Origin of the sequence: Rathayibacter oskolensis (assembly GCF_900177245.1) — a bacterium.
GTDB lineage: Bacteria > Actinomycetota > Actinomycetes > Actinomycetales > Microbacteriaceae > Rathayibacter > Rathayibacter oskolensis.
In genome coordinates, this window is sequence record NZ_FXBM01000004.1 from 242,286 (window position 1) to 259,617 (window position 17,332).

Here is a 17,332-nt window from a genome sequence, read left to right on the forward strand (position 1 = left end):
CGGAATGCCTCCCCCCGGCATACTGAGCCGATGACGCTCGACGTGCACCCCCAGCTCCTGCGCGCCCTGGTCGCGGTGCTCCGCACCGGCTCCTTCACCGCCGCGTCGGAGGAGACCGGATTCACGCAGTCGGCACTGTCGAAGCAGATCGGCGCGCTCGAGGCGGCCGTCGGGCTCCCGCTCTTCGATCGCGGCCCGCGGGGCGTGGTGGCGACTCCGGCCGCACTGCGCCTGGCGAGGCACGCCACCGTCGTCCTCGACCACCTCGACGCGGCCGCTCGCGAGGTCGCCGCCCTCGACGGCCCACTTCTGGGCCGTGTCGTCCTCGGCGGGTTCGCGACGACGGCGATGCGGCTCGTCCCGGAGGCGATCGCGCTCGTCCGCCGCGAGCACGCCTCGGTCGACGTGACGTTCCTCGAGTCCTCGACCCCCGTGCAGATCCGCAGGCTCAGGGCCGGCCGCCTCGACCTCGCGATCCTGGCCGTCGGCACGAGTCCCGACGAGTACGACCTGACGGGCCTCGAGACGGAGGTGCTCCCGGCCGGACCGCTGCACGTCGCGGTCGGTCGACGACACCGCCTGGCGCACGTGCAGCGGCTCACCGTCGACGATCTCGCGGACGAGGACTGGGTGGTCGGCCGCGGCGCCCGAGGGGATCCGCAGTTCGGGGCGTGGCCGACGCTCCCGCAGCCGCGCGTCGTCGCCGAGATCGGCGAGTGGAGCAGTCGGCTCGGGTTCGTCGCAGCGGGCCTGGGCATCACCACTGTGCCGAGCCTCGCCCTCGCGGCTCTGCCGGCGGGAGTGGTGGCCGTGCCGGTCGACGGGACGCCGTGGACGCGGCGCTCGCTCCGGCTCGCCTCCGTCGGCGGGCTCGACGAGGCGGCACGGGCCGTGCGCTCGGCGCTGCGCACGGTGGCGCTCGAGATCGCGGGTGGGGCGGCCGGCTGACGCCGCCGCGGGGCCGTCACTGCTGCAGGCCCCGCAGGACGATCTCGGCGGTCCGCGCGACGAGGGAGTCGTCGTACTCGCGCTCGGGGTCGTTCCGGCTCGTGAAGACCGTGACGACGATCGGCGCGCGCCCCGGGGGAGTGACGACCGCGAGGTCGTTGCGGGTGCCGCCGGCGCCGCCCGACTTGTCGGCGACGACCCAGCCCGAGGGGGTCCCGGCGCGGATCAGAGCGTCGCCCGTCGCGTTGCCGCTCATCCAGTCGAGGAGCGTCGCGCGGTCCTCCTCCGTCAGGCGGTCGCCCTCGAGGATCCGGGCGAGGTCGGCGGTGAAGGCGGCCGGAGTGCTGGTGTCGTCGGTGCTGCCGGCCTCGATGACGTTCAGCGCGGGTTCGTCGTCGACGACCTCGGTGGTGTCGTCGCCCAGCTCGGTGAGGCCCTCGTCGAGGGCGGTCGGCCCGCCGATGCGGTCGAGCACGAGGTTGAGTGCCGTGTTGTCGCTCGTGCGCACGGCCGCCTCGGCCAGCTCCGAGAGGGGCAGGCCGCCGTCGACGTGCTGGCTCGTGACCGGCGAGTAGCCGGCGGCCTCGACGTCGTCGGCCGACCAGGTGACGATCTCGTCGCGCTGGTCGACGGGGACGTCGTGCAGGAACTCGGCGGCGGCCAGGGCCTTGATGGTCGACGCGTAGCCGAAGCGCTCGTCGGCCCGGTGGGTGATCGCGGCGCCCGAGCCGGTGTCGACGGCGCTGACGCCCACTCGGGCGTCGAACTCGGCCTCGAGCGCCCGCAGGTCGGCCGAGACATCGACGGGAGTCGCCGAGGGAGCGGGCGAGGCGGTCGCCGTCGCGGAGTCGTCGCGCGTCGAACCGGTGCTGCACGCGGTGGTCCCGACGGCGACGAGCGCCATCGCGAGGGCGACCGCGAAGCTCCTGATCGTCATGGCGTGCAGAGGTCGGTCGGCGTCAGCCGGCGCCGACCTGCAGCCGGCTCATCAGGGCGAAGGTGTCGGCGTTGAGCCAGTACTCGACGACCTGTCCGTCGGCGAGCCGCAGGATGTCGGTGCCGTGGAAGGTCACCTCCGTGCCCACCGGCGCCGCCGCGCCGGGGACGCCTCCGCCGTAATGCCCGGTCGCCACCCAGCGGACCACGACGTGGTCGCCGTCGACGAGGGGCCCGACGTCGATCGAGAAGACGAGGTCGGGCAGCAGCGATCTCATCTCCGTGACGAGGCTCGTCATCCCGGAGACGCCGCCGAGCGCGCTGCCGTCGCCGCCGTCGAACAGGGCGGCGTGGACGCGGTTGCCGCTCGAGATGATCGCCTCGGCGAGCGCCGTGTCGCCGTTCCACATCGCGACCCACTGATCGACGATCTCGGTCGCTCGGTCACGGTCTGCGGCAGTGCTGCCGGTGCTCGTCATGGTGCTCTCCCTGAGAGGTGCTGGTCGGTTCGGTGCTCTAGCGGGACGGCGTGGATCCGACGGTCTCGGCCCAGTGCTCGAGGGCGACGATGAAGCCGTTCACGAGCCGGTCGAAGCTGCGGTCGACGTCGGCGCTCCAGCGGAACGCGCCGGCCGTCTCGTAGGACACGAACCCGTGCAGAGTCGAGCGGAAGGCGCGGATCGCGTCGACCGAGTCCTCGCCCTCGAGGCGGTAGGCGGTCAGCACGTCGGCGATCACCTGGATCGCCGCGACCGAGACGGCCTCGTCGTCGACGTCGCCCGGGGCCGGCATCAGATTCGCCGCCTCGTACCGGGCGGGGTGCTTCCGCGCCCAGTCGCGGTATGCGTGCGACATCGCCGAGATCGCGTCCGCCCCCGATCGGCCCACGGAGGCCCGGGCGAGGACCTCGCCCAGATCGCGCTTGGCGTGCACGGCGATGTCGCGGTGGAGGCCGGCCATCGAGTCGATGTGCTTGTAGAGCGAGGGCTGCCGGACGCCGAGTCGCTGCGCGAGCGCCGAGAGGGTCAGCGTCGCGAGACCGACCTCGTCGGCCATCGAGGCCGCCTCCTCGGCCACTCGGTCGCGGGTGAGGCCCGCCCTAGGCATGGAGGTGGTGGTTCAGGGGGTGCATGCCCTCAGCCTGACCCCACGCCCGGCTAGCGTCAATAGCCGCCGAGCGATTGGCTATTGACACTAGCCGAAAAGCAATGCAAGCTAGCCACATCACCCACCGCACCACTCCTCACCGCAGAACGGAAGACATCATGAGCATCGTCCTCGCCACCACGATCGACATCGCCGCCGCCCCCGAAGAGGTCTGGGAGGTCCTCACCGACTTCTCCGCCTACGGCGAGTGGAGCAACTTCTCGCGGATCGACGGAGCCGCCGAGCTCGGCAGCACCCTGAAGATGCGGATGCCCGGGTTCTGGTTCTCGTCGAAGGTCACCGCCGTCGACGAGAACCGCGAGCTGCAGTGGTCGGCGACGATCCTGACGGCCGGCCTGTTCCTCGGCGCTCACCGCTTCACCCTCGTCGCCACCGACGTCGGCACCCGGCTCCACAACACCGAGACGTTCTCGGGCGTGCTCACCAAGCCCTTCGAGGGCCTGTTCGCGAAGAGCCACAACGAGGGCGGCTACGCCGCGTTCAACGCCGCGCTGAAGAGCCGTGTCGAGGCACGCGCGGCGCACCGTTCCGTGCAGCCGGTCGCGTGACCCCCGCCTCCGCCGGTCAGTACACGAACCAGCGGAGCCACTCGCGGTTGTGGGCGTGCACCAGCGCGAGGAACACGACGAGATCGAACAGCAGGTGCACGCAGATCACGTAGGTGAGCGACTTCGTCCTCGAGAAGATCCAGCCCTGCAGCAGCGCGAAGGGGATCGTGAACGCCGGTGCCCACTCGCGGTAGCCGAGCTCCCAGAGGAACGACACGAAGACGACGGCCTGCAGGACGTTCGCCTGCCACATCGGCAGATGCCGGCGCAGCACGGCGAACACGACGCAGATGAAGAACAGCTCGTCCCAGATCCCGACGAACCCGACTCCGACGAACAGGCGGGCGATCTCGTCGGGCGCCGAGATCGCCGGCCAGTTGAGGTAGGCCCCCGAGCGGATGAAGTAGAACGGCAGCAGGATCCAGCCGAGCACGACCACCGCGGGCAGGTAGGACTTCTCGAGGGTCGTCCAGCGCTGACCGGTGCGCAGCGGGAACCGGATGATGCGCCGCTTCGTCCCGTAGTGATCGATCGCCCAGGGCACGGCGACGGCCGCCGAGAGCACGACTCCCATCAGCGCCATGTTGGGGTAGTCGAGGTTCGCCTCGACCGAGATCGAGCTCACGATCACGAGCCCCGCGCCGATCAGCGAGAGATCGACGGCGAGCGTGCGGTCGATGGCGACGGCCAGCAGGAGGCTCGCCGCGAGCACGAGGTAGCCCGCGAGCGGCAGGCGCAGTCCGAAGAGCAGCAGCGCCGAGATCGAGACCCCGGTGGCCGGTGCGAGCGCGGGTTTCACAGCTCCAGGGTAGGCGTGCCGTCACGCCCTCTCGACCGGCAGCCAGAGCTCGCAGGTCGCCGTGCTGAAGTCGGCCGCCCGGTCGAGGACGGCCACGATCGAGGGTCCGGGTCGCAGCCGCCACGGGTTGGAGGGGAACCAGTCGGTCGCCGTCGCCGCCCACATCGACTGCAGCGCCGCCGGGTGCGGTCCCTCCGAGCGGAACACCGCCCAGGTGCCCGCCGGCACCTCGAGGGCGTCGAGTCCCTCGGGCACGGGCGTCGCCTCGGTGACGGCGACCCCGTGCAGGTAGGTCAGCTCGCTGCCCTCGCGGTAGTCGGGGTCCACGTCGGCGCTGACCTGCAGCAGCCCCGCCGGCTCCGTGTCGCTCAGCTCCTTGAGACGGAGCTGCTCCGCCGCGGGCAGGGAGGCGATGTGCTCCTGGATGCGCGGGTTGACGCCCTCGTGGATCAGCGGGACGCGGGCCGCGTGGCCGATGAGCCGGAAGGCGGGGTGGTCGGTGAGTCGGGTGTCCATGGTCGTGTTCCCTTCGACGGTCAGGCGGAATCGGAGTCGCGGTTGCGTGCGGAGGGGGCCGCCGTTCCGGCGGACGTCGGCGGGTCCGACTCCGTGCACCGAGCGGAACGCGCGGCCGAACGCCTCGGTGGAGCCGTAGCCGTAGCGCACCGCGATCGTGAGCAGCTCGCCGTCGCCCAGGACCTCGGCCGCGGCGACCGACATGCGGCGCCGTCGGACGTACTCCGACAGCGGCATCCCGGCGAGCGACGAGAACAGGCGGCGCAGGTGGTACTCGGTCGTGCCGAGCCGGCTCGCCAGAGCGCCGATGTCGAGCTCCTCGGTGAGGCGCTCCTCGATCTCCGAGACGAGCCCGTTCAGTGCCTCCATCACGTCAGTGCCTCCATCACGTCGACCCCCTCATGCATCGAGGATGACGGAGGTCCCGGCCTCGCACCCGATGATCGCGGTCCGATGCGATCGGGAGCGGCTCACACCACGATCGCCAGCCGCTGGGTCGCCCGCGTCATCGCGACGTAGCGGTCCACCGCACCCTCGATCCCGTCGCCCAGCGCGTCGGGATCGACCAGCACGACCAGGTCGAACTCCAGCCCCTTCGCCGCCGCGGGGGTGATGCTCCGGAGGCGCGCGTCTCCGGGGACGAGCGGCGCCCACGCCTCCGGGTCGGCGCTGAGCACGGAGGCGGTGCCGTCGGCCCGCGAGGCCAGCCACTCCTCGAGCAGGCGCGCGAGGTCTGCGGCGGGACGGTGCTCGACGGGGATCCCGCTCGAGCGGATCGATGTCGGCACGTTCGCGTCGGGGACGGCCGCGCGGATCCCCGGCTCGGCGAAGGCCATGATCTCGGCGGGCGTGCGGTAGTTGATCCGCAGGGGAGCGACCTGCACGCGGCGGATCCCGACGCGCGAGAGCCGCTCGATCCACGACTCCCGGAAGCCGTGTCGTGCCTGGGTGCGGTCGCCGACGACGGTGACGCTGCGCGACGGGACGCGCCGCAGGAGCATCGCCCACTCGGCGTCGGTGAGCTCCTGTGCCTCGTCCACGACGACGTGGGCGAAGGGGCCCTGCAGGGGGTCTTCGGGCTCGTCGGGGAGCGCGGTCGTGTCGACGAGCGCGTTCCTCACGTCCTGCCCGCGCAGCATCGTCATCAGCATGAGCTCGTCCGCCTCCTGACCGGCGACGAGCTCGTCGACGACGCTGTCCATCCGCGACCGCTCCCGCGCCTCGGCCAGCTCGCGCTCGCGTCGTCGGCGGCCGGCACCAGGGTCGCCCACCCGGGATCGGGCGGCGTCGAGGAGCGGCAGATCCGAGAGCGTCCAGGCGCGCGGATCGTCCCGCGCCAGCAGGGCGGCCTCGTCGGCGTCGAGCCAGGGCGCGCAGGAGCGGAGGTGCTCGGGCGAGGACCAGAGATCCGCGACGACCCCCTCCGGGTCGAGCAGCGGCCAGGCGCGGTCGACCGCCGCGCGGAGGGCGTCGTCGCCCTCGAGCTGCGCCCGGAACTCCGCGCGCTCGGCCCGCGCACCGGCCCGCTGGGTGAGGATCGCGACGATCTCCTCCCAGACCGCGTCGCGGGCGTCGTCGTGCGGGGTGCCGGGCTCGGGGGCGTCGAAGGCGTCGGACCAGTCCTGGGGAGTCAGGACGACGTCCGCCCAGTCGGTCTCGACGATCAGCTCGCGCTGCGGGGGCTGCTCGTAGAGGTCGACCGCCCGGTCGACGGCCCTCAGGAGGCGGCCGTCGCCCTTGAGGGTGGCCACGCGATCGTGGCGCTCGGGCTCGGCGTCGAGACCCGCCGGGTCCAGGTCGCGCAGCGTCGCCATCCGCACGCCGTCCTCGCCGAGGTTCGGGAGCACATCGGCGACGAAGTCGAGGTAGGCGGCGTTCGGGCCGAGGACCAGGACGCCTCCGCGGTGCCGGCTCACCCGGGCGTCCGAGAAGAGGAGGTAGGCGGCGCGGTGCAGCGCGACGACCGTCTTGCCCGTGCCCGGGCCGCCGTCGACCACGAGGGCGCCGCTCGCACCGGCGCGGACGATCGCGTCCTGGTCGGCCTGCAGGGTGCCGAGCACGTCGCGCATCCGCGGGGAACGGCTGCCGGAGAGGCTCGCGACGAACGCCGACCGGTCGTCGAGCGCGACGTCTCCCTCGCGACCCTCGTCCGTGAACGCCTCGTCCCAGTAGTCGGTCACGTGCCGGTCGGCCCACCGGTACCGCCGGCGGCTCGCGATCCCCATCGGATCGGCGTCGGTCGCCCCGAAGAACGGCGCGGCGAGCCCCGAGCGCCAGTCGGCGAGGAGGCGCTCGCCGTGGGAGTCGGTCAGCCCCAGGCGGCCGATGTACACCGGATCCGAGCCGTCGGCCGGGACCATCCTGCCGAGGCAGAGGTCGACGCCGAAGCGCTCGACGGTGCGAAGCCGGGCGCTCAGGCGGCGGATCTCCTGGTCGCGGTCGAGGGCGTGCTGACCGGAGCCGCCGGCCGAGCGACGGGCCGCGGCGAGCCGCGAGAGCAGATCGGCGGTCTCTGCGTCGAGGGCGGCGGCGACGGCGGCGAACTGCCGATCGTCGCGGGCGATCAGACGATCGGAGCGCTTGTCGGACGCTCGAGCGGGGAGGGCGAAGAAGCTGCGGGAGTCGGGCATGACGCGAGATTCTCCGGCAGGGAGGGCATCTTGCGGCAAGTCCCCCCTGCTGTCATAGTTTTGACGTGAGGGGGGCTCATGCCTCGGCGCGGCGTTCGACGCCCCCGGTGAGCACCCCTGAGGGCCCGAGCTAGAGGGCGGGCGGGTAGAGGAACAGCGGCACCTGCGCGGTCGGGAAGGTCCGGGTGACGTAGCTGTGCTTGCCGCCGTAGTTGTACTCCTCGAGGAGCACGGTGCCGTCGTCGTTCACCTTCTGCACGTACGAGACGTGGTTGTACGTCCACCAGGCGACGCAGCCGACGATGGGCGTGCTGCTGGTGGCCCAGCCCTTCGCGGCCCAGTTGTCGGGCCACTCCCAGGCGCTGCCGCCCAGCGGGGTGATGGTCCCCCAGGTGTACGTCCACGGGGCCGAGGTGGAGCCGGCGTCGCGGTTCAGCCGCCAGGCGACGAAGTCGACGCACTCCCGGTAGTAGTAGCCGAGGGGCGAGAGTCCGCCGCCGTCGTCGTCGATCGTCTCGTACGGCCACGGGTAGTCGTCGCCGACCGCGCGGGTCTGCACGGTCGAGAAGTCCCCGCCGTCGGAGCTCGAGAGCACGGCCGCCTGGCGGCTGGCCTCGTCGAGCTGCGCCTGGGTGGGCGCGGCGAACGCGTCGCGGACCGCGGTCTGGCCCGCCGCCTCCGACGAGACGGTGAGGTTCTGCAGACCGGCGCGGTCCGCCGCGGTACCGCCGGCGGCGTCCGTGGTGCTGCGCGCACCGTAGGCGGGGATCGCCGCGGTGGCGAAGAGGCCGCCGACGACCGAGAAGGTGGCGAAGCCGAGGGTGCGACGGCTGAGGGTGCTGCGCACGGCGCGGGGGGTCGTGGCGGCGGCTTCGGCCGCGCGCGCCTCCCGGCGGGTGCGGTGCACGGGGGTGGTCGAGGTGTCGGCAGACTCCGGGGGGACGGGGATGCCAGGGCTCGACACGCGTGCGTTCTCCTCGGGTGGGGGATGCGGGGGGCCGGTCGGGGGTCCGGCGACGAGCGAGTCTAGCTCGGGCACCGAAGATCACGAAACGATCACGGAGGAACTCGTCACCGTCCTCCGTGCCCGCGCCGAGGACCGGTGGGAGGATGAACGCATCCGGGAAGGAGACTCCCATGACCGATCCCATCCCCTCCGGACCTGTGCTCGTCGGCGTCGTCGACGGCCAGCGTCCCGAGGTCGTCCGCACCGCCGCGCGCTTCGCCTCCGGGCTGGGTGCCCCGCTGCTGCTGCTCACCGTCGTGCCCGATCCCTACCTCGTGGGTGACTACATCGATCCGGTGACGGGAGGCATCCCGATCGGGCTGGTCCAGCGCGGGGGCGGCGCCGAGGGGCCGGCGGTGCCGCCGAGTCTGCGGCAGGCGATGGAGGAGGCGCTCGCCGACTCCGACGTGCAGTGGACCCTGCGCGCCGCCGAGGGCGAGCCGGCCCTGGCCCTGACCGACGTGGCCGAGAAGAGCGACGCGCGGATGATCGTCGTCGGCACCCGCGACTCCGGAGTGCTCGCGAGCATCGCGGAGTTCTTGAGCGGCAGCGTCGCCGTGCATCTCGCGCACCGGCAGCGGCGCCCGGTCATGGTCGTCCCGCTGCGCGACACCTCGCGGCGAGCGCCGTGGGATCTGGCGGAGTGACGCCGCTGCACCTGCGCCCGCGCGCGATGCTCGTCGTCGCGGCCGGGGGAGCGGTGGGGACGTCCGGACGCTACGCGACCGCTCTGCTGCTCCCTCCTCTCGGTGTGCTGCCCTCCGCGACGATCGCCGTCAACCTCGTCGGCGCGTTCCTGCTCGGTCTGCTGCTCGAGTCGCTCGCGCGCCGGGGGCCCGATGTCGGCGGGCGGCGGACGCTCCGCCTCCTGCTCGGCACCGGGGTGCTCGGCGGGTTCACGACCTACAGCACCTTCTCGCTCGACTCGCTCGCGCTGCTCGAGGCGGGCCGCTACGCCGAGTCGGCGCTGTACGCGGCGATCACCCTCGTGCTCGGCACCGCGGCGGCGGCGCTCGGCGTCGTCATCGCGGGTCGCCGGAGGGCCGCTCGATGAGCGGGTTCGCGCTGTTCGTCGCCGTCGCGGTCGCCGGGGGAGTCGGTGCCGCGGCTCGACTCGTCGTCGACGGAGTGGCGCGGTCGCTCGTCCCGGTGCGCTGGCCGGTGGGGACGGCGTTCATCAACGTCGCCGGGTCGCTGCTGCTCGGAGTGGTCACAGGCCTCGCTCTCCCGGGCGCCGTCGACGCTCCGTGGCACGCGGTGCTGGGCACCGGGGTCCTCGGCGGGTTCACCACGTTCAGCACCGCGAGCGTGGAGGCGGCGCGCATGCTGCTGGAGCGGCGGTGGGCCGCCGGGCTCTTCTACGGCCTCGGGATGTGGGTCGCCGCACTCGCGGCAGCCCTTCTCGGACTCGTCCTGACGGGCGCGCTCGCCGAGTTATGAACTCAATGTCTCTAATTCGCCTCCGTAAGCCCGTCCATGCACGAGGATGTGCTTGTGACATCCATGGGGGGCGTGAAAGACCTGAGGCTGGCCGTCGTCGACGACCAACCTCTCTACCGCCAGATGCTGACCTCGCTGCTGCGATCGGTGCCGGGGGTGCGCAGCGTGGTCGAGGCCTCCTCCCTCGCCGAGGCCCGGCTGAAGCTGCGCCCCGAGGAGCTCGACGTCGCGATCATCGACATCGAGCTCGGTGACGGCGACGGGATCGAGCTCGGGCGCGAGCTGCGCGCGAGGGCACCGGAGCTCGCGATCGTGCTGCTCTCGGCGGTCGACGCCATGCACCGGTTCCTCCGCCTCGACCGCTCGGAGGCGCGCGGGTGGAGCTACCTCTCGAAGACGTCCTCGCTGTCGGCGGCGGCGCTGCTCACCGCGATCCGCGCGACCGCCGATGGTCGCACCGTCCTCGATCCCGCGCTCGTCGCCGCCCGGACGGCGCGCAGGAACTCGCCCGTCGCGACGCTCAGCCGCCGGCAGTACGAGGTGCTCACGGGCCTCGCGTCCGGGCTGACCAATGCGGCGATCGCCGAGCGGCTCGGCATCGCCGTCCGCTCGGTGGACAACCACGTGAACGCCCTCTACGCATCCCTCGGGGTCCGCTCCGACGGCTCCCGCAACCCGCGCGTCGAGGCGACGCTGCAGTTCCTCCAGCACACGGCATGACGCTCGACGGAGCGGAGCCGACGCGCACGGACGCCGACGCCGACAACCGCATCGTGTGGGGCGTCGTCGCCGTGCTCGGCGGGGTGCTCTCGGTGCTCGCCGCGCTCCAGGCCGTCTTCGCCCTCGGGATGCTGTCGCAGACGGTGCGCGGAGTCGAGGCCGGCCCCGTGGAGGACGTCGTCGTGCGCGTGGTCGTCAACGTCTCGGCCATCGCGCTGGCTGTCGCGCTGATCGCCGTCCTGCACCCCGAGCGCCACGGCGGTCGCCGTCGCTTCGGCGTGACGGCCCTGATCGCGGCGACGGTCGCTCTGGCGCGCTGCGGCCTCCAGATCCTGACGGGCGTCTACCCCCCGACCGCGCTCGACGCGATCGTGGTCGAGCTGCTCGTGGGCGGAGTGGTCGTCGCGTTGACCACCGCGTTCGGCTTCCTCCTCGTCCGGTCCGCGCGCCGCGTCCGCGAGCAGGAGCGCGAGCGCGCCCGGATGCTGCTCCAGGCGGTCGAGGCCGTGCAGGCGCTCCAGCAGGAGGAGCTGCGCGTGCGCCGCGAGGTGGCGCAGCGGCTGCACGGCCGCCTCCAGAACTCGCTCGTGGTCCTCGTCGCCGAGCTGCGGGCGGCGACGCGCGCGGGCGACCCGGCGCGACTCGACGAGATCGCGACGCGGCTCGACGACCTCCGCGAGCACGAGGTCCGCGCGGCCGGCCACGCGCTCTACCCCGTCGACATCGAGCACGGGCTCGTCCCCGCCGTGCGCGATCTGTTCGCGCGGCTCCCGCTCGAGATCGCCGTCGACCTCGACGTCGACGAGCGCTATCCCGACCTGGAGGCGCGCAGCGTCCCCGTCGACCAGCGGGTGCTGCTGGTGCGCCTGATCGAGGAGGCGCTCACGAACGCGCTGAAGCACGGCGACGCCCGGGCGGTGCGGCTGCGGCTCGCGGTGGAGGACTCGGCCGTCGTCCTGGGCCTCGACGACGACGGCCGCGGCGTCGCCGCCGACCCGTCGTGGTCGGGCCTCGACCGGCTGTCGCGCCAGTTCGCGGCCTACGGAGGCTCGCTCGAGCTGCTCCCGTCGGTGGACCTGGGCGGCGCGCGTCTCGCGGCCCGGCTGCCGCTGCGCACCTGACGCTCCGGCCCGCGCCCGCGCTGTGCCGCGGATCTGCCAGAGTAGGCGCGAGTCCCCCGAGTGCGGGGGCGACGGGGGGCCGTGTGAGCGACGAGGCGACGAGCGCGATCGGAGTCGCTCCTGCGCTCCCCGAGCGGCTCGCCTCGGCGGGCCCCGTCCGGGCGCTCCGCCTCGGAGTCGGCTCCGCCGGCCTCCTCCTCGCGCTGGTCCTCCTCGTGCCGAACGCATCGGCTCTGCCCGGTCGCTGGCTCCCGTTCCTCGTGCTGCTCGCGGCGATGTGGATCACCGCGTCGTTCCGCCTCGAGCTCGCCTCCGGGATCGGCACTGTCACCTTCGGAGTCGGCGTCGCGGTCCTCGCGTTCCTCGCGCAGGACGTCCCGGCGACCGAGGCGCTGCTGCTGTGGCTGATCGCGATCGCGGTCTTCCAGGTGCTCGGGCGGCGGCCGTGGCTGGTGACGGTGTACTGGACCGGGTTGGCGTCGCTCTCGGGCGCGGCGTTCCTCCTGGTGCTCTCGCTGTTCCCCGAGACCGGCTGGTGGCCGGTCGTCGCCGCAGTGCCCGCGGTGCTCGCCTACGGTGCGCTCTCGATCGGGTTCGAGTACCTCCAGGCCTGGCTCTCGCTCGCCGAGGTGCCCGACGTGCCCCGGCCGGCGCTCCGGATCGATCGGGTGCTGATCGCCCTCGGGCTGAACACGGCGCTCGTCGCCCTCGCCTACGGCGCCCACCTCTCCTCGGGCATCCAGCGCATCGAGGTCGGCGACGGCCTCGACATCCGGTCGGCGAACACGCTCGGACTGGTCGCGCTCGTCGTCGCCGTCGTGAGCCAGCACCTGCGGCGCACCCGCATCGAGCGCAAGCTCAACGGCCTGATCGAGGCCTCGCTCGCGCTGCCGTGGGGCGATCAGGCGGCGATCTTCGACACCCTCGAGAAGTCGGCGCGCACCGCGATCCCGTCGGCCAGCACCCGCATCTCGGAGGAGCCGGGCCGGCCGTTCGAGCTCTCGGCGCCGGTGACCGCGCCCGGGACGGGCATCCGCCACCTCGTGCTCACGCGCCGGCCCGACTCCGACGGCTTCACCGCGCTCGAGCACCGCACTCTGCTCGCCCTCACCCACATCGCGACGCAGGCCCTCCACGACCGCCGCACCACGCGCACCCTGCGCGACCAGGCGACGACCGACACGCTCACCGGGCTCACGAATCTGCGCGGACTCTACGAGGAGTTCGGCGCGATCGCCGACCCGGGGCTGCGCGCGATGCTGTTCATGGACCTCGACGACTTCAAGGCCGTCAACGACACGCACGGCCACTCGGTGGGCAACCTCGTCCTCGAGGAGGTCGGGCGCCGGATCCGCGAGAGCGTGCGCAGCGACGACGTCGTCGCCCGCATCGGCGGCGACGAGTTCGCCGTCCTGCTCGACTCGGTCACCGCCGGAGCCGTCGCGCTGCGGATCGCCCGCGCGGTCGAGCGGCCCGTCCTGGTCGGCGGCGCGACCCTCCATCCCCGCATCAGCATCGGCGCCCCGGTCGCTGTCGACGGCGGCAGCTTCGACCGGGTGATGCAGGAGGCCGACGAGCGGATGTACGAGTCGAAGAAGGAGCGCAAGACCACGGCGGCCGACGGGGGAGACCTCCTCGCCGAGGTCCACGCCGCGGTTCTGGAGGGAACCGTCCGGGTCGCCTTCCAGCCGGTGATCGACGTCGCCGAGCGGCGAATCATCGGCTTCGAGGCGCTCGCCCGCTACACCCGCCCCGACGGGACGGCGCTCAGCCCGCTGACGCTCGTCGACATCGCCCGCTCGCTGGGCCTCCTCGACCGGCTGACGCTGCAGATCGTCGACCAGGCGGTGGCCTGCATGATCGAGTTCCGCGCGATCGACCGCGGAGTGTCGTTCCTCAGCATCAACATCGAGGCGGAGCAGCTGATGCACGACGAGGTCGTCGACGTCATCTGCGCGCACCGCACGGCCGAGCAGGGGATCCAGCTCTGCCTCGAGCTCACGGAGGGGTCGATCGGCGACGTCGACGAGGCCGTGATCGAGCGGGTGCGCACGCTGACGGCCGACGGGATCGCCATCGCGCTCGACGACTACGGCCAGGAGCACGCGGCGGCGGCGGCGCTGCTCACCGTGCCCCTGAGCATCGTGAAGATCGACCGCGTCTTCCTCGCCGACGAGGAGAACCCCCGGCACGCGACGATCCTGCGCTCGATCATCAACCTCGTCGCCGATCTCGACATGCACACGATCGTCGAGGGCGTCGAGACCCAGCAGGCGCACGCGCTGCTGACGAGCCTGCACGCCGAGCGGGCCCAGGGCTACTTCTACGGCCGCCCGCTGTTCCCCGAGCTTGTCAAGGACCGGCTCCGGGCGACGGGCACCGCGGCGATCCCGGACCAGAAGAAGGGCTGAGAGCGTCAGGCGCGATAGAGCCGCACCGCCTCGGGAGCGATCCCGAAGCGGACCTCCCGGCCCGGTGCGAGATCCAGGCGAGCCGCCTCCGCCGGCGTGACATCGGCCGAGAGCACCGCGCTGCGCACCCGCACGGCGTCTCCGCGGGGCTCCAGATCAGTGATCGGCGCCAGCAGCCCCGGCAGCCCCGGCGGGAGCACCGACACCTCCGCGGGCCGCACCGCCGCCGCGACCGCCGACCCCACAGGCAGGTCGTCGGAGGCGGTGCCCGCGATCTCGCGGCCGTCCGCTAGTCGCAGTCCCGCGGCCGTGCGGACGCCCGAGAGGAGCGTCGCCCCGGTGAGCTCGGCGGTGAACGCGGTCCGCGGCTGCTCGAGCACCTGCGCCGTCGGACCCTGCTCGACGACGCGGCCGCCGTGCAGGACGACCACGCGGTCGGCGAGCGTCCACGCGTCGAGGACGTCGTGGGTCACCACGATCGTGGTCCGCTCGGCGAGGACGGTGCGCAGCATCCGCCGCAGCATCGGCGCGACCCGGACGTCGAGCGCGGCCATCGGCTCGTCGAGCAGCAGCAGGCGCGGTTCGGTCGCGAGGGCCCGGGCGACGGCGACCCGCTGCGCCTGACCGCCCGACAGCCGCTCGGGGCGGCGGTCGGCGAGGTCGAGCGCGTCGACGGCCTCGAGCTCTCGATCGGCCCTGGCGCGCGACGGGCCTCGGCCCAGGCCCGAGCTGCGCGGCCCGAAGGCCACGTTCTCGCGCACGGTGAGGTGGGGGAAGAGCAGTGGATCCTGAGCGAGCAGGGCCACCGAGCGGCGGTGCGGAGGCGTCCAGGTCGCGTCGTCGAAGAGCACCGCGCCGCCGAGCCGCGCGCTGCCGGCGTCGGCGCGCACGAGACCGGCGAGCAGCTCGACGAGGGTCGACTTGCCGGCGCCGTTGGGCCCGAGCACGGCGACGGTCTCGCCCTCGGCGACGTCGAGTGCCACGTCGAAGCCGCGGGCGGCGAGCCGGGCCCCGAAGCGGAGGCTCACAGCGGCACCGCGCGCGCCTCGCGCCGGCCCGAGGCTACGCCGATGACCAGCACCGCGACGACCACGAGGAGCAGGGCGAGCGCGACCGCCGCCTCCGGATCGCTCTCGCGCTGCAGGTAGATCTCGAGCGGGAGGGTGCGGGTGACGCCCTCGAGACTCCCCGCGAAGGTCAGCGTCGCGCCGAACTCGCCGAGCGCGCGGGCGAACGAGAGGATCGCGCCCGAGGCGAGCCCCGGCAGGATCAGCGGCAGCGTGATGCGGCGCAGAACGGTGCCGGGCGACGCACCGAGGGTCGCGGCGACCGCCTCGTAGCGGGCACCGGCGCTGCGCAGCGAGCCCTCGAGGCTCAGCACCAGGAACGGCAGGGCGACGAAGGTCTGCGCGATCACCACGGCCGTCGTCGAGAACGCGACGCGCAGACCGGCCACCTCGAGAGCCCCGCCGAGCAGGCCCGAGCGTCCGAAGGTGTACAGCAGGGCGAGTCCGCCGACGACCGGCGGCAGCACGAGGGGCAGCAGCACCAGCGAGCGGAGGAGGCGCTGACCCGGGAACGAGGTCCGCGCCAGCACCAGCGCCATCGGCGTGCCGAGCACGACGCACAGCACCGTCGCGGCGACCGAGGTGCGCAGGCTCAGCAGCAGTGCGGCGACCGACGACTCGGAGGTGATCAGCGGGACGAACCGCGTCCAGTCGACCCGGAGGAGGATCGCCGCGAGCGGCAGCAGGACGAGAAGCGCCCCGACCGCGGCGACCGCGACGACCCAGCGCGGGAGGGCGGAGGCGGTCCGCATCAGGCGCGCGGCAGCGGGGTCTCGACGATCACGGTCGTGGCCTTGACCACGGCGACCGCGGGCGAGCCCGGCTCGAGCCCGAGCTCGCGGACGGCCTCGCTGCTCATCAGCGACACGACGCGGTTGGGCCCGCACTGCAGCTCCACCTGCGCCATCACCGTGTCCATCACGATCTCGGTCACGATGCCGACGAAGCGGTTGCGCGCCGAGCGGGCGACCGGCGACGGGTCGTCGGGCAGCACGGCGTTCGCGCGGGCGAGGCGGGCGACGGCGAGTCCGTCGACGACGCCGCGGCCGGAGGCGTCCTTCGCGCTCTCGAGGACGCCGTTGTCGATCCAGCGCCGGATGGTGTCGTCGCTCACGCCGAGGTAGGCGGCGGCGTCCTTGATCCGGATCTGCGGCATGGGAGGCAGTCTACGTCCGCTTCTGCGGAGCCCGACTGCGGCAGGCGGTGCGGGCGGGCCCTCTGCGTCGGGCGGCTACTCGACCAGCGGGCAGGCGGGCGGAGCGCTCCTCAGACGTTCGCGGACCGCTCCCTTCCGGGTCGAGTCGGCGCACGGCGGCATGTCGAGACCCACGTCGCGGGCGGCGAATCAGAAGGGTGGTGGGTCGTCGAAGCGTGGTCGTGGGGGTGGTCCGGGTGGTCGGCCGGGGAGTGCGGGTGGTCGGGTGGTGACGCGGCGTCCGGTGGGGGTGGTCCATTCGGCGGTTCCGTCGGGGTGGAGGGTGTAGGTCCAGCGGTCGCCGTGGCGGACGTGGTGGTGGGCGACGCACAGCGAGGCGAGGTTGTGCAGCGCGGTGTCGCCGCCGTTGCGCCACTCGATCGTGTGGTCGGCCTCGGCGCGGGACGCGGAGCGGGTGCAGCCGGGGAAGCGGCAGGTCTGATCGCGCAGCTGCAGGTGCAGGCGCATCTGTGGCGGAGGGACGCGGTGGGTGCGTCCAACCGAGACGACCCTGCCGGAAACCGGGTCAGTCAGAACCTGGGTGAACGACGATCCGGTGGCGGCGAGGTCGCGGGCGAGGTCGGCGGGGATGGTTCCGTAGCCGTCGAGGTCGGCGGGCGCGTCGTCGAGTCCCGCCGCGGTGGTCGCAGGGAGGGTGAGCCGGATCTCAGCGCGCACTCCGGGCACGACGGCGGGCGCCGGGCGGTCGGCGTCGCGGTCGACGGGGGTGGTGCCGGTGATGTCGCCGTCGCAGAGCAGGTCGGTCAGCGCGTCGGCGCGCAGCTGCGCGAGCGTGCGTTGATCCCCGTCGACGAGTCCGTCACCGTC

19 protein-coding genes are annotated in these 17,332 nt (G+C 73.2%); 8 read left to right on the forward strand and 11 right to left on the reverse strand.

Annotated elements, in window-relative coordinates:
- Positions 1-30: 30 nt before the first annotated feature.
- Positions 31-948 (forward strand): LysR family transcriptional regulator, encoded by a 918-nt coding sequence (locus tag B9Y99_RS18275; protein WP_085478073.1) that lies wholly within the window; start codon positions 31-33, stop codon positions 946-948.
- A gap of 16 nt (positions 949-964) precedes the next feature.
- Here B9Y99_RS18275 and bla read toward each other — a convergent pair whose 3' ends face one another.
- Genes bla through B9Y99_RS18290 form a run of 3 tightly spaced genes read right to left on the reverse strand, consistent with a single transcriptional unit; the run spans position 965 to position 2,991 of the window.
- A complete protein-coding gene (gene bla, locus B9Y99_RS18280) occupies positions 965-1,885 on the reverse strand; it encodes a class A beta-lactamase (protein ID WP_085478074.1) in 921 nt (306 codons plus the stop codon).
- A 22-nt stretch (positions 1,886-1,907) separates the two neighbouring features.
- Positions 1,908-2,363, reverse strand: a complete 456-nt coding sequence (locus B9Y99_RS18285; protein ID WP_085478075.1) for an ester cyclase — start codon at positions 2,361-2,363, stop codon at positions 1,908-1,910.
- Between the two features lie 37 nt (positions 2,364-2,400).
- Positions 2,401-2,991, reverse strand: coding sequence for a TetR/AcrR family transcriptional regulator (locus tag B9Y99_RS18290; RefSeq protein ID WP_085478076.1), 591 nt, complete (start codon positions 2,989-2,991; stop codon positions 2,401-2,403).
- A 158-nt stretch (positions 2,992-3,149) separates the two neighbouring features.
- Between B9Y99_RS18290 and B9Y99_RS18295 the strand changes: the two genes are divergently transcribed.
- Complete coding sequence (locus tag B9Y99_RS18295; RefSeq protein ID WP_165759687.1) at positions 3,150-3,599, forward strand: SRPBCC domain-containing protein; 450 nt, start codon at positions 3,150-3,152, stop codon at positions 3,597-3,599.
- Between the two features lie 16 nt (positions 3,600-3,615).
- On the opposite strand, the gene B9Y99_RS18300 is transcribed toward B9Y99_RS18295, so the two are convergent.
- The 4 genes from B9Y99_RS18300 to B9Y99_RS18315 all read right to left on the reverse strand — a co-directional run bounded on the left by B9Y99_RS18300 (position 3,616) and on the right by B9Y99_RS18315 (position 8,508).
- Positions 3,616-4,398 (reverse strand): CPBP family intramembrane glutamic endopeptidase, encoded by a 783-nt coding sequence (locus tag B9Y99_RS18300; protein ID WP_085478078.1) that lies wholly within the window; start codon positions 4,396-4,398, stop codon positions 3,616-3,618.
- Between the two features lie 21 nt (positions 4,399-4,419).
- Positions 4,420-5,283, reverse strand: coding sequence for an AraC family transcriptional regulator (locus B9Y99_RS18305; protein ID WP_425298496.1), 864 nt, complete (start codon positions 5,281-5,283; stop codon positions 4,420-4,422).
- Positions 5,284-5,384: 101 nt separating this feature from the next.
- A complete protein-coding gene (gene helR, locus B9Y99_RS18310; RefSeq protein WP_085478080.1) occupies positions 5,385-7,544 on the reverse strand; it encodes an RNA polymerase recycling motor ATPase HelR in 2,160 nt (719 codons plus the stop codon).
- Between the two features lie 130 nt (positions 7,545-7,674).
- On the reverse strand, positions 7,675-8,508 hold the full coding sequence (locus B9Y99_RS18315; protein WP_129588127.1) for a CHAP domain-containing protein: 834 nt from the start codon (positions 8,506-8,508) through the stop codon (positions 7,675-7,677).
- Between the two features lie 173 nt (positions 8,509-8,681).
- On the opposite strand from B9Y99_RS18315, the gene B9Y99_RS18320 reads away from it, so the two are divergent.
- The 6 genes from B9Y99_RS18320 to B9Y99_RS18345 all read left to right on the forward strand — a co-directional run bounded on the left by B9Y99_RS18320 (position 8,682) and on the right by B9Y99_RS18345 (position 14,242).
- Positions 8,682-9,197, forward strand: a complete 516-nt coding sequence (locus tag B9Y99_RS18320; protein ID WP_165759688.1) for a universal stress protein — start codon at positions 8,682-8,684, stop codon at positions 9,195-9,197.
- Complete coding sequence (gene crcB, locus B9Y99_RS18325) at positions 9,194-9,604, forward strand: fluoride efflux transporter CrcB (protein ID WP_244275050.1); 411 nt, start codon at positions 9,194-9,196, stop codon at positions 9,602-9,604. Before B9Y99_RS18320 ends, crcB begins: the two co-directional genes overlap by 4 nt.
- On the forward strand, positions 9,601-9,990 hold the full coding sequence (locus B9Y99_RS18330) for a fluoride efflux transporter FluC (protein ID WP_085478083.1): 390 nt from the start codon (positions 9,601-9,603) through the stop codon (positions 9,988-9,990). The genes crcB and B9Y99_RS18330 overlap by 4 nt, the downstream gene beginning before the upstream one ends.
- Positions 9,991-10,053: 63 nt before the next feature.
- Positions 10,054-10,710 (forward strand): response regulator, encoded by a 657-nt coding sequence (locus tag B9Y99_RS18335; RefSeq protein WP_244275054.1) that lies wholly within the window; start codon positions 10,054-10,056, stop codon positions 10,708-10,710.
- A complete protein-coding gene (locus tag B9Y99_RS18340; protein ID WP_085478085.1) occupies positions 10,707-11,831 on the forward strand; it encodes a sensor histidine kinase in 1,125 nt (374 codons plus the stop codon). Before B9Y99_RS18335 ends, B9Y99_RS18340 begins: the two co-directional genes overlap by 4 nt.
- 83 nt (positions 11,832-11,914) lie before the next feature.
- The gene (locus B9Y99_RS18345) at positions 11,915-14,242 is read left to right on the forward strand and encodes a putative bifunctional diguanylate cyclase/phosphodiesterase (protein ID WP_085478086.1); all 2,328 of its coding nucleotides are present in this window, start codon (positions 11,915-11,917) and stop codon (positions 14,240-14,242) included.
- A 5-nt stretch (positions 14,243-14,247) separates the two neighbouring features.
- Here the strand turns inward: B9Y99_RS18345 and B9Y99_RS18350 are convergent, their stop codons facing one another.
- The 4 genes from B9Y99_RS18350 to B9Y99_RS18365 all read right to left on the reverse strand — a co-directional run.
- Positions 14,248-15,270: a sulfate/molybdate ABC transporter ATP-binding protein gene (locus tag B9Y99_RS18350; protein WP_085478087.1), complete on the reverse strand. Its 1,023-nt coding sequence runs from the start codon at positions 15,268-15,270 to the stop codon at positions 14,248-14,250.
- A complete protein-coding gene (locus tag B9Y99_RS18355) occupies positions 15,267-16,061 on the reverse strand; it encodes an ABC transporter permease (RefSeq protein WP_085478088.1) in 795 nt (264 codons plus the stop codon). Before B9Y99_RS18355 ends, B9Y99_RS18350 begins: the two co-directional genes overlap by 4 nt.
- Complete coding sequence (locus B9Y99_RS18360) at positions 16,061-16,465, reverse strand: TOBE domain-containing protein (protein WP_085478089.1); 405 nt, start codon at positions 16,463-16,465, stop codon at positions 16,061-16,063. Before B9Y99_RS18360 ends, B9Y99_RS18355 begins: the two co-directional genes overlap by 1 nt.
- 189 nt (positions 16,466-16,654) lie before the next feature.
- Positions 16,655-17,332, reverse strand: a 678-nt coding sequence (locus B9Y99_RS18365) for an HNH endonuclease signature motif containing protein (protein ID WP_085478090.1), incomplete at its 5' end; no start/stop codon positions are given.

What these genes read in the sequence shown, in the direction of transcription:
- B9Y99_RS18290 (WP_085478076.1), bottom strand. Translation starts at nt 2,991, where the DNA reads ATGCCTAGGGCGGGCCTCACCCGCGACCGAGTGGCCGAGGAGGCGGCC.
- B9Y99_RS18340 (WP_085478085.1), top strand. Translation starts at nt 10,707, where the DNA reads ATGACGCTCGACGGAGCGGAGCCGACGCGCACGGACGCCGACGCCGAC.
- B9Y99_RS18360 (WP_085478089.1), bottom strand. Translation starts at nt 16,465, where the DNA reads ATGCCGCAGATCCGGATCAAGGACGCCGCCGCCTACCTCGGCGTGAGC.
- bla (WP_085478074.1), bottom strand. Translation starts at nt 1,885, where the DNA reads ATGACGATCAGGAGCTTCGCGGTCGCCCTCGCGATGGCGCTCGTCGCC.
- B9Y99_RS18355 (WP_085478088.1), bottom strand. Translation starts at nt 16,061, where the DNA reads ATGCGGACCGCCTCCGCCCTCCCGCGCTGGGTCGTCGCGGTCGCCGCG.
- B9Y99_RS18335 (WP_244275054.1), top strand. Translation starts at nt 10,054, where the DNA reads ATGGGGGGCGTGAAAGACCTGAGGCTGGCCGTCGTCGACGACCAACCT.
- helR (WP_085478080.1), bottom strand. Translation starts at nt 7,544, where the DNA reads ATGCCCGACTCCCGCAGCTTCTTCGCCCTCCCCGCTCGAGCGTCCGAC.
- B9Y99_RS18295 (WP_165759687.1), top strand. Translation starts at nt 3,150, where the DNA reads ATGAGCATCGTCCTCGCCACCACGATCGACATCGCCGCCGCCCCCGAA.
- B9Y99_RS18305 (WP_425298496.1), bottom strand. Translation starts at nt 5,283, where the DNA reads ATGGAGGCACTGAACGGGCTCGTCTCGGAGATCGAGGAGCGCCTCACC.
- B9Y99_RS18275 (WP_085478073.1), top strand. Translation starts at nt 31, where the DNA reads ATGACGCTCGACGTGCACCCCCAGCTCCTGCGCGCCCTGGTCGCGGTG.
- B9Y99_RS18285 (WP_085478075.1), bottom strand. Translation starts at nt 2,363, where the DNA reads ATGACGAGCACCGGCAGCACTGCCGCAGACCGTGACCGAGCGACCGAG.
- B9Y99_RS18330 (WP_085478083.1), top strand. Translation starts at nt 9,601, where the DNA reads ATGAGCGGGTTCGCGCTGTTCGTCGCCGTCGCGGTCGCCGGGGGAGTC.
- B9Y99_RS18320 (WP_165759688.1), top strand. Translation starts at nt 8,682, where the DNA reads ATGACCGATCCCATCCCCTCCGGACCTGTGCTCGTCGGCGTCGTCGAC.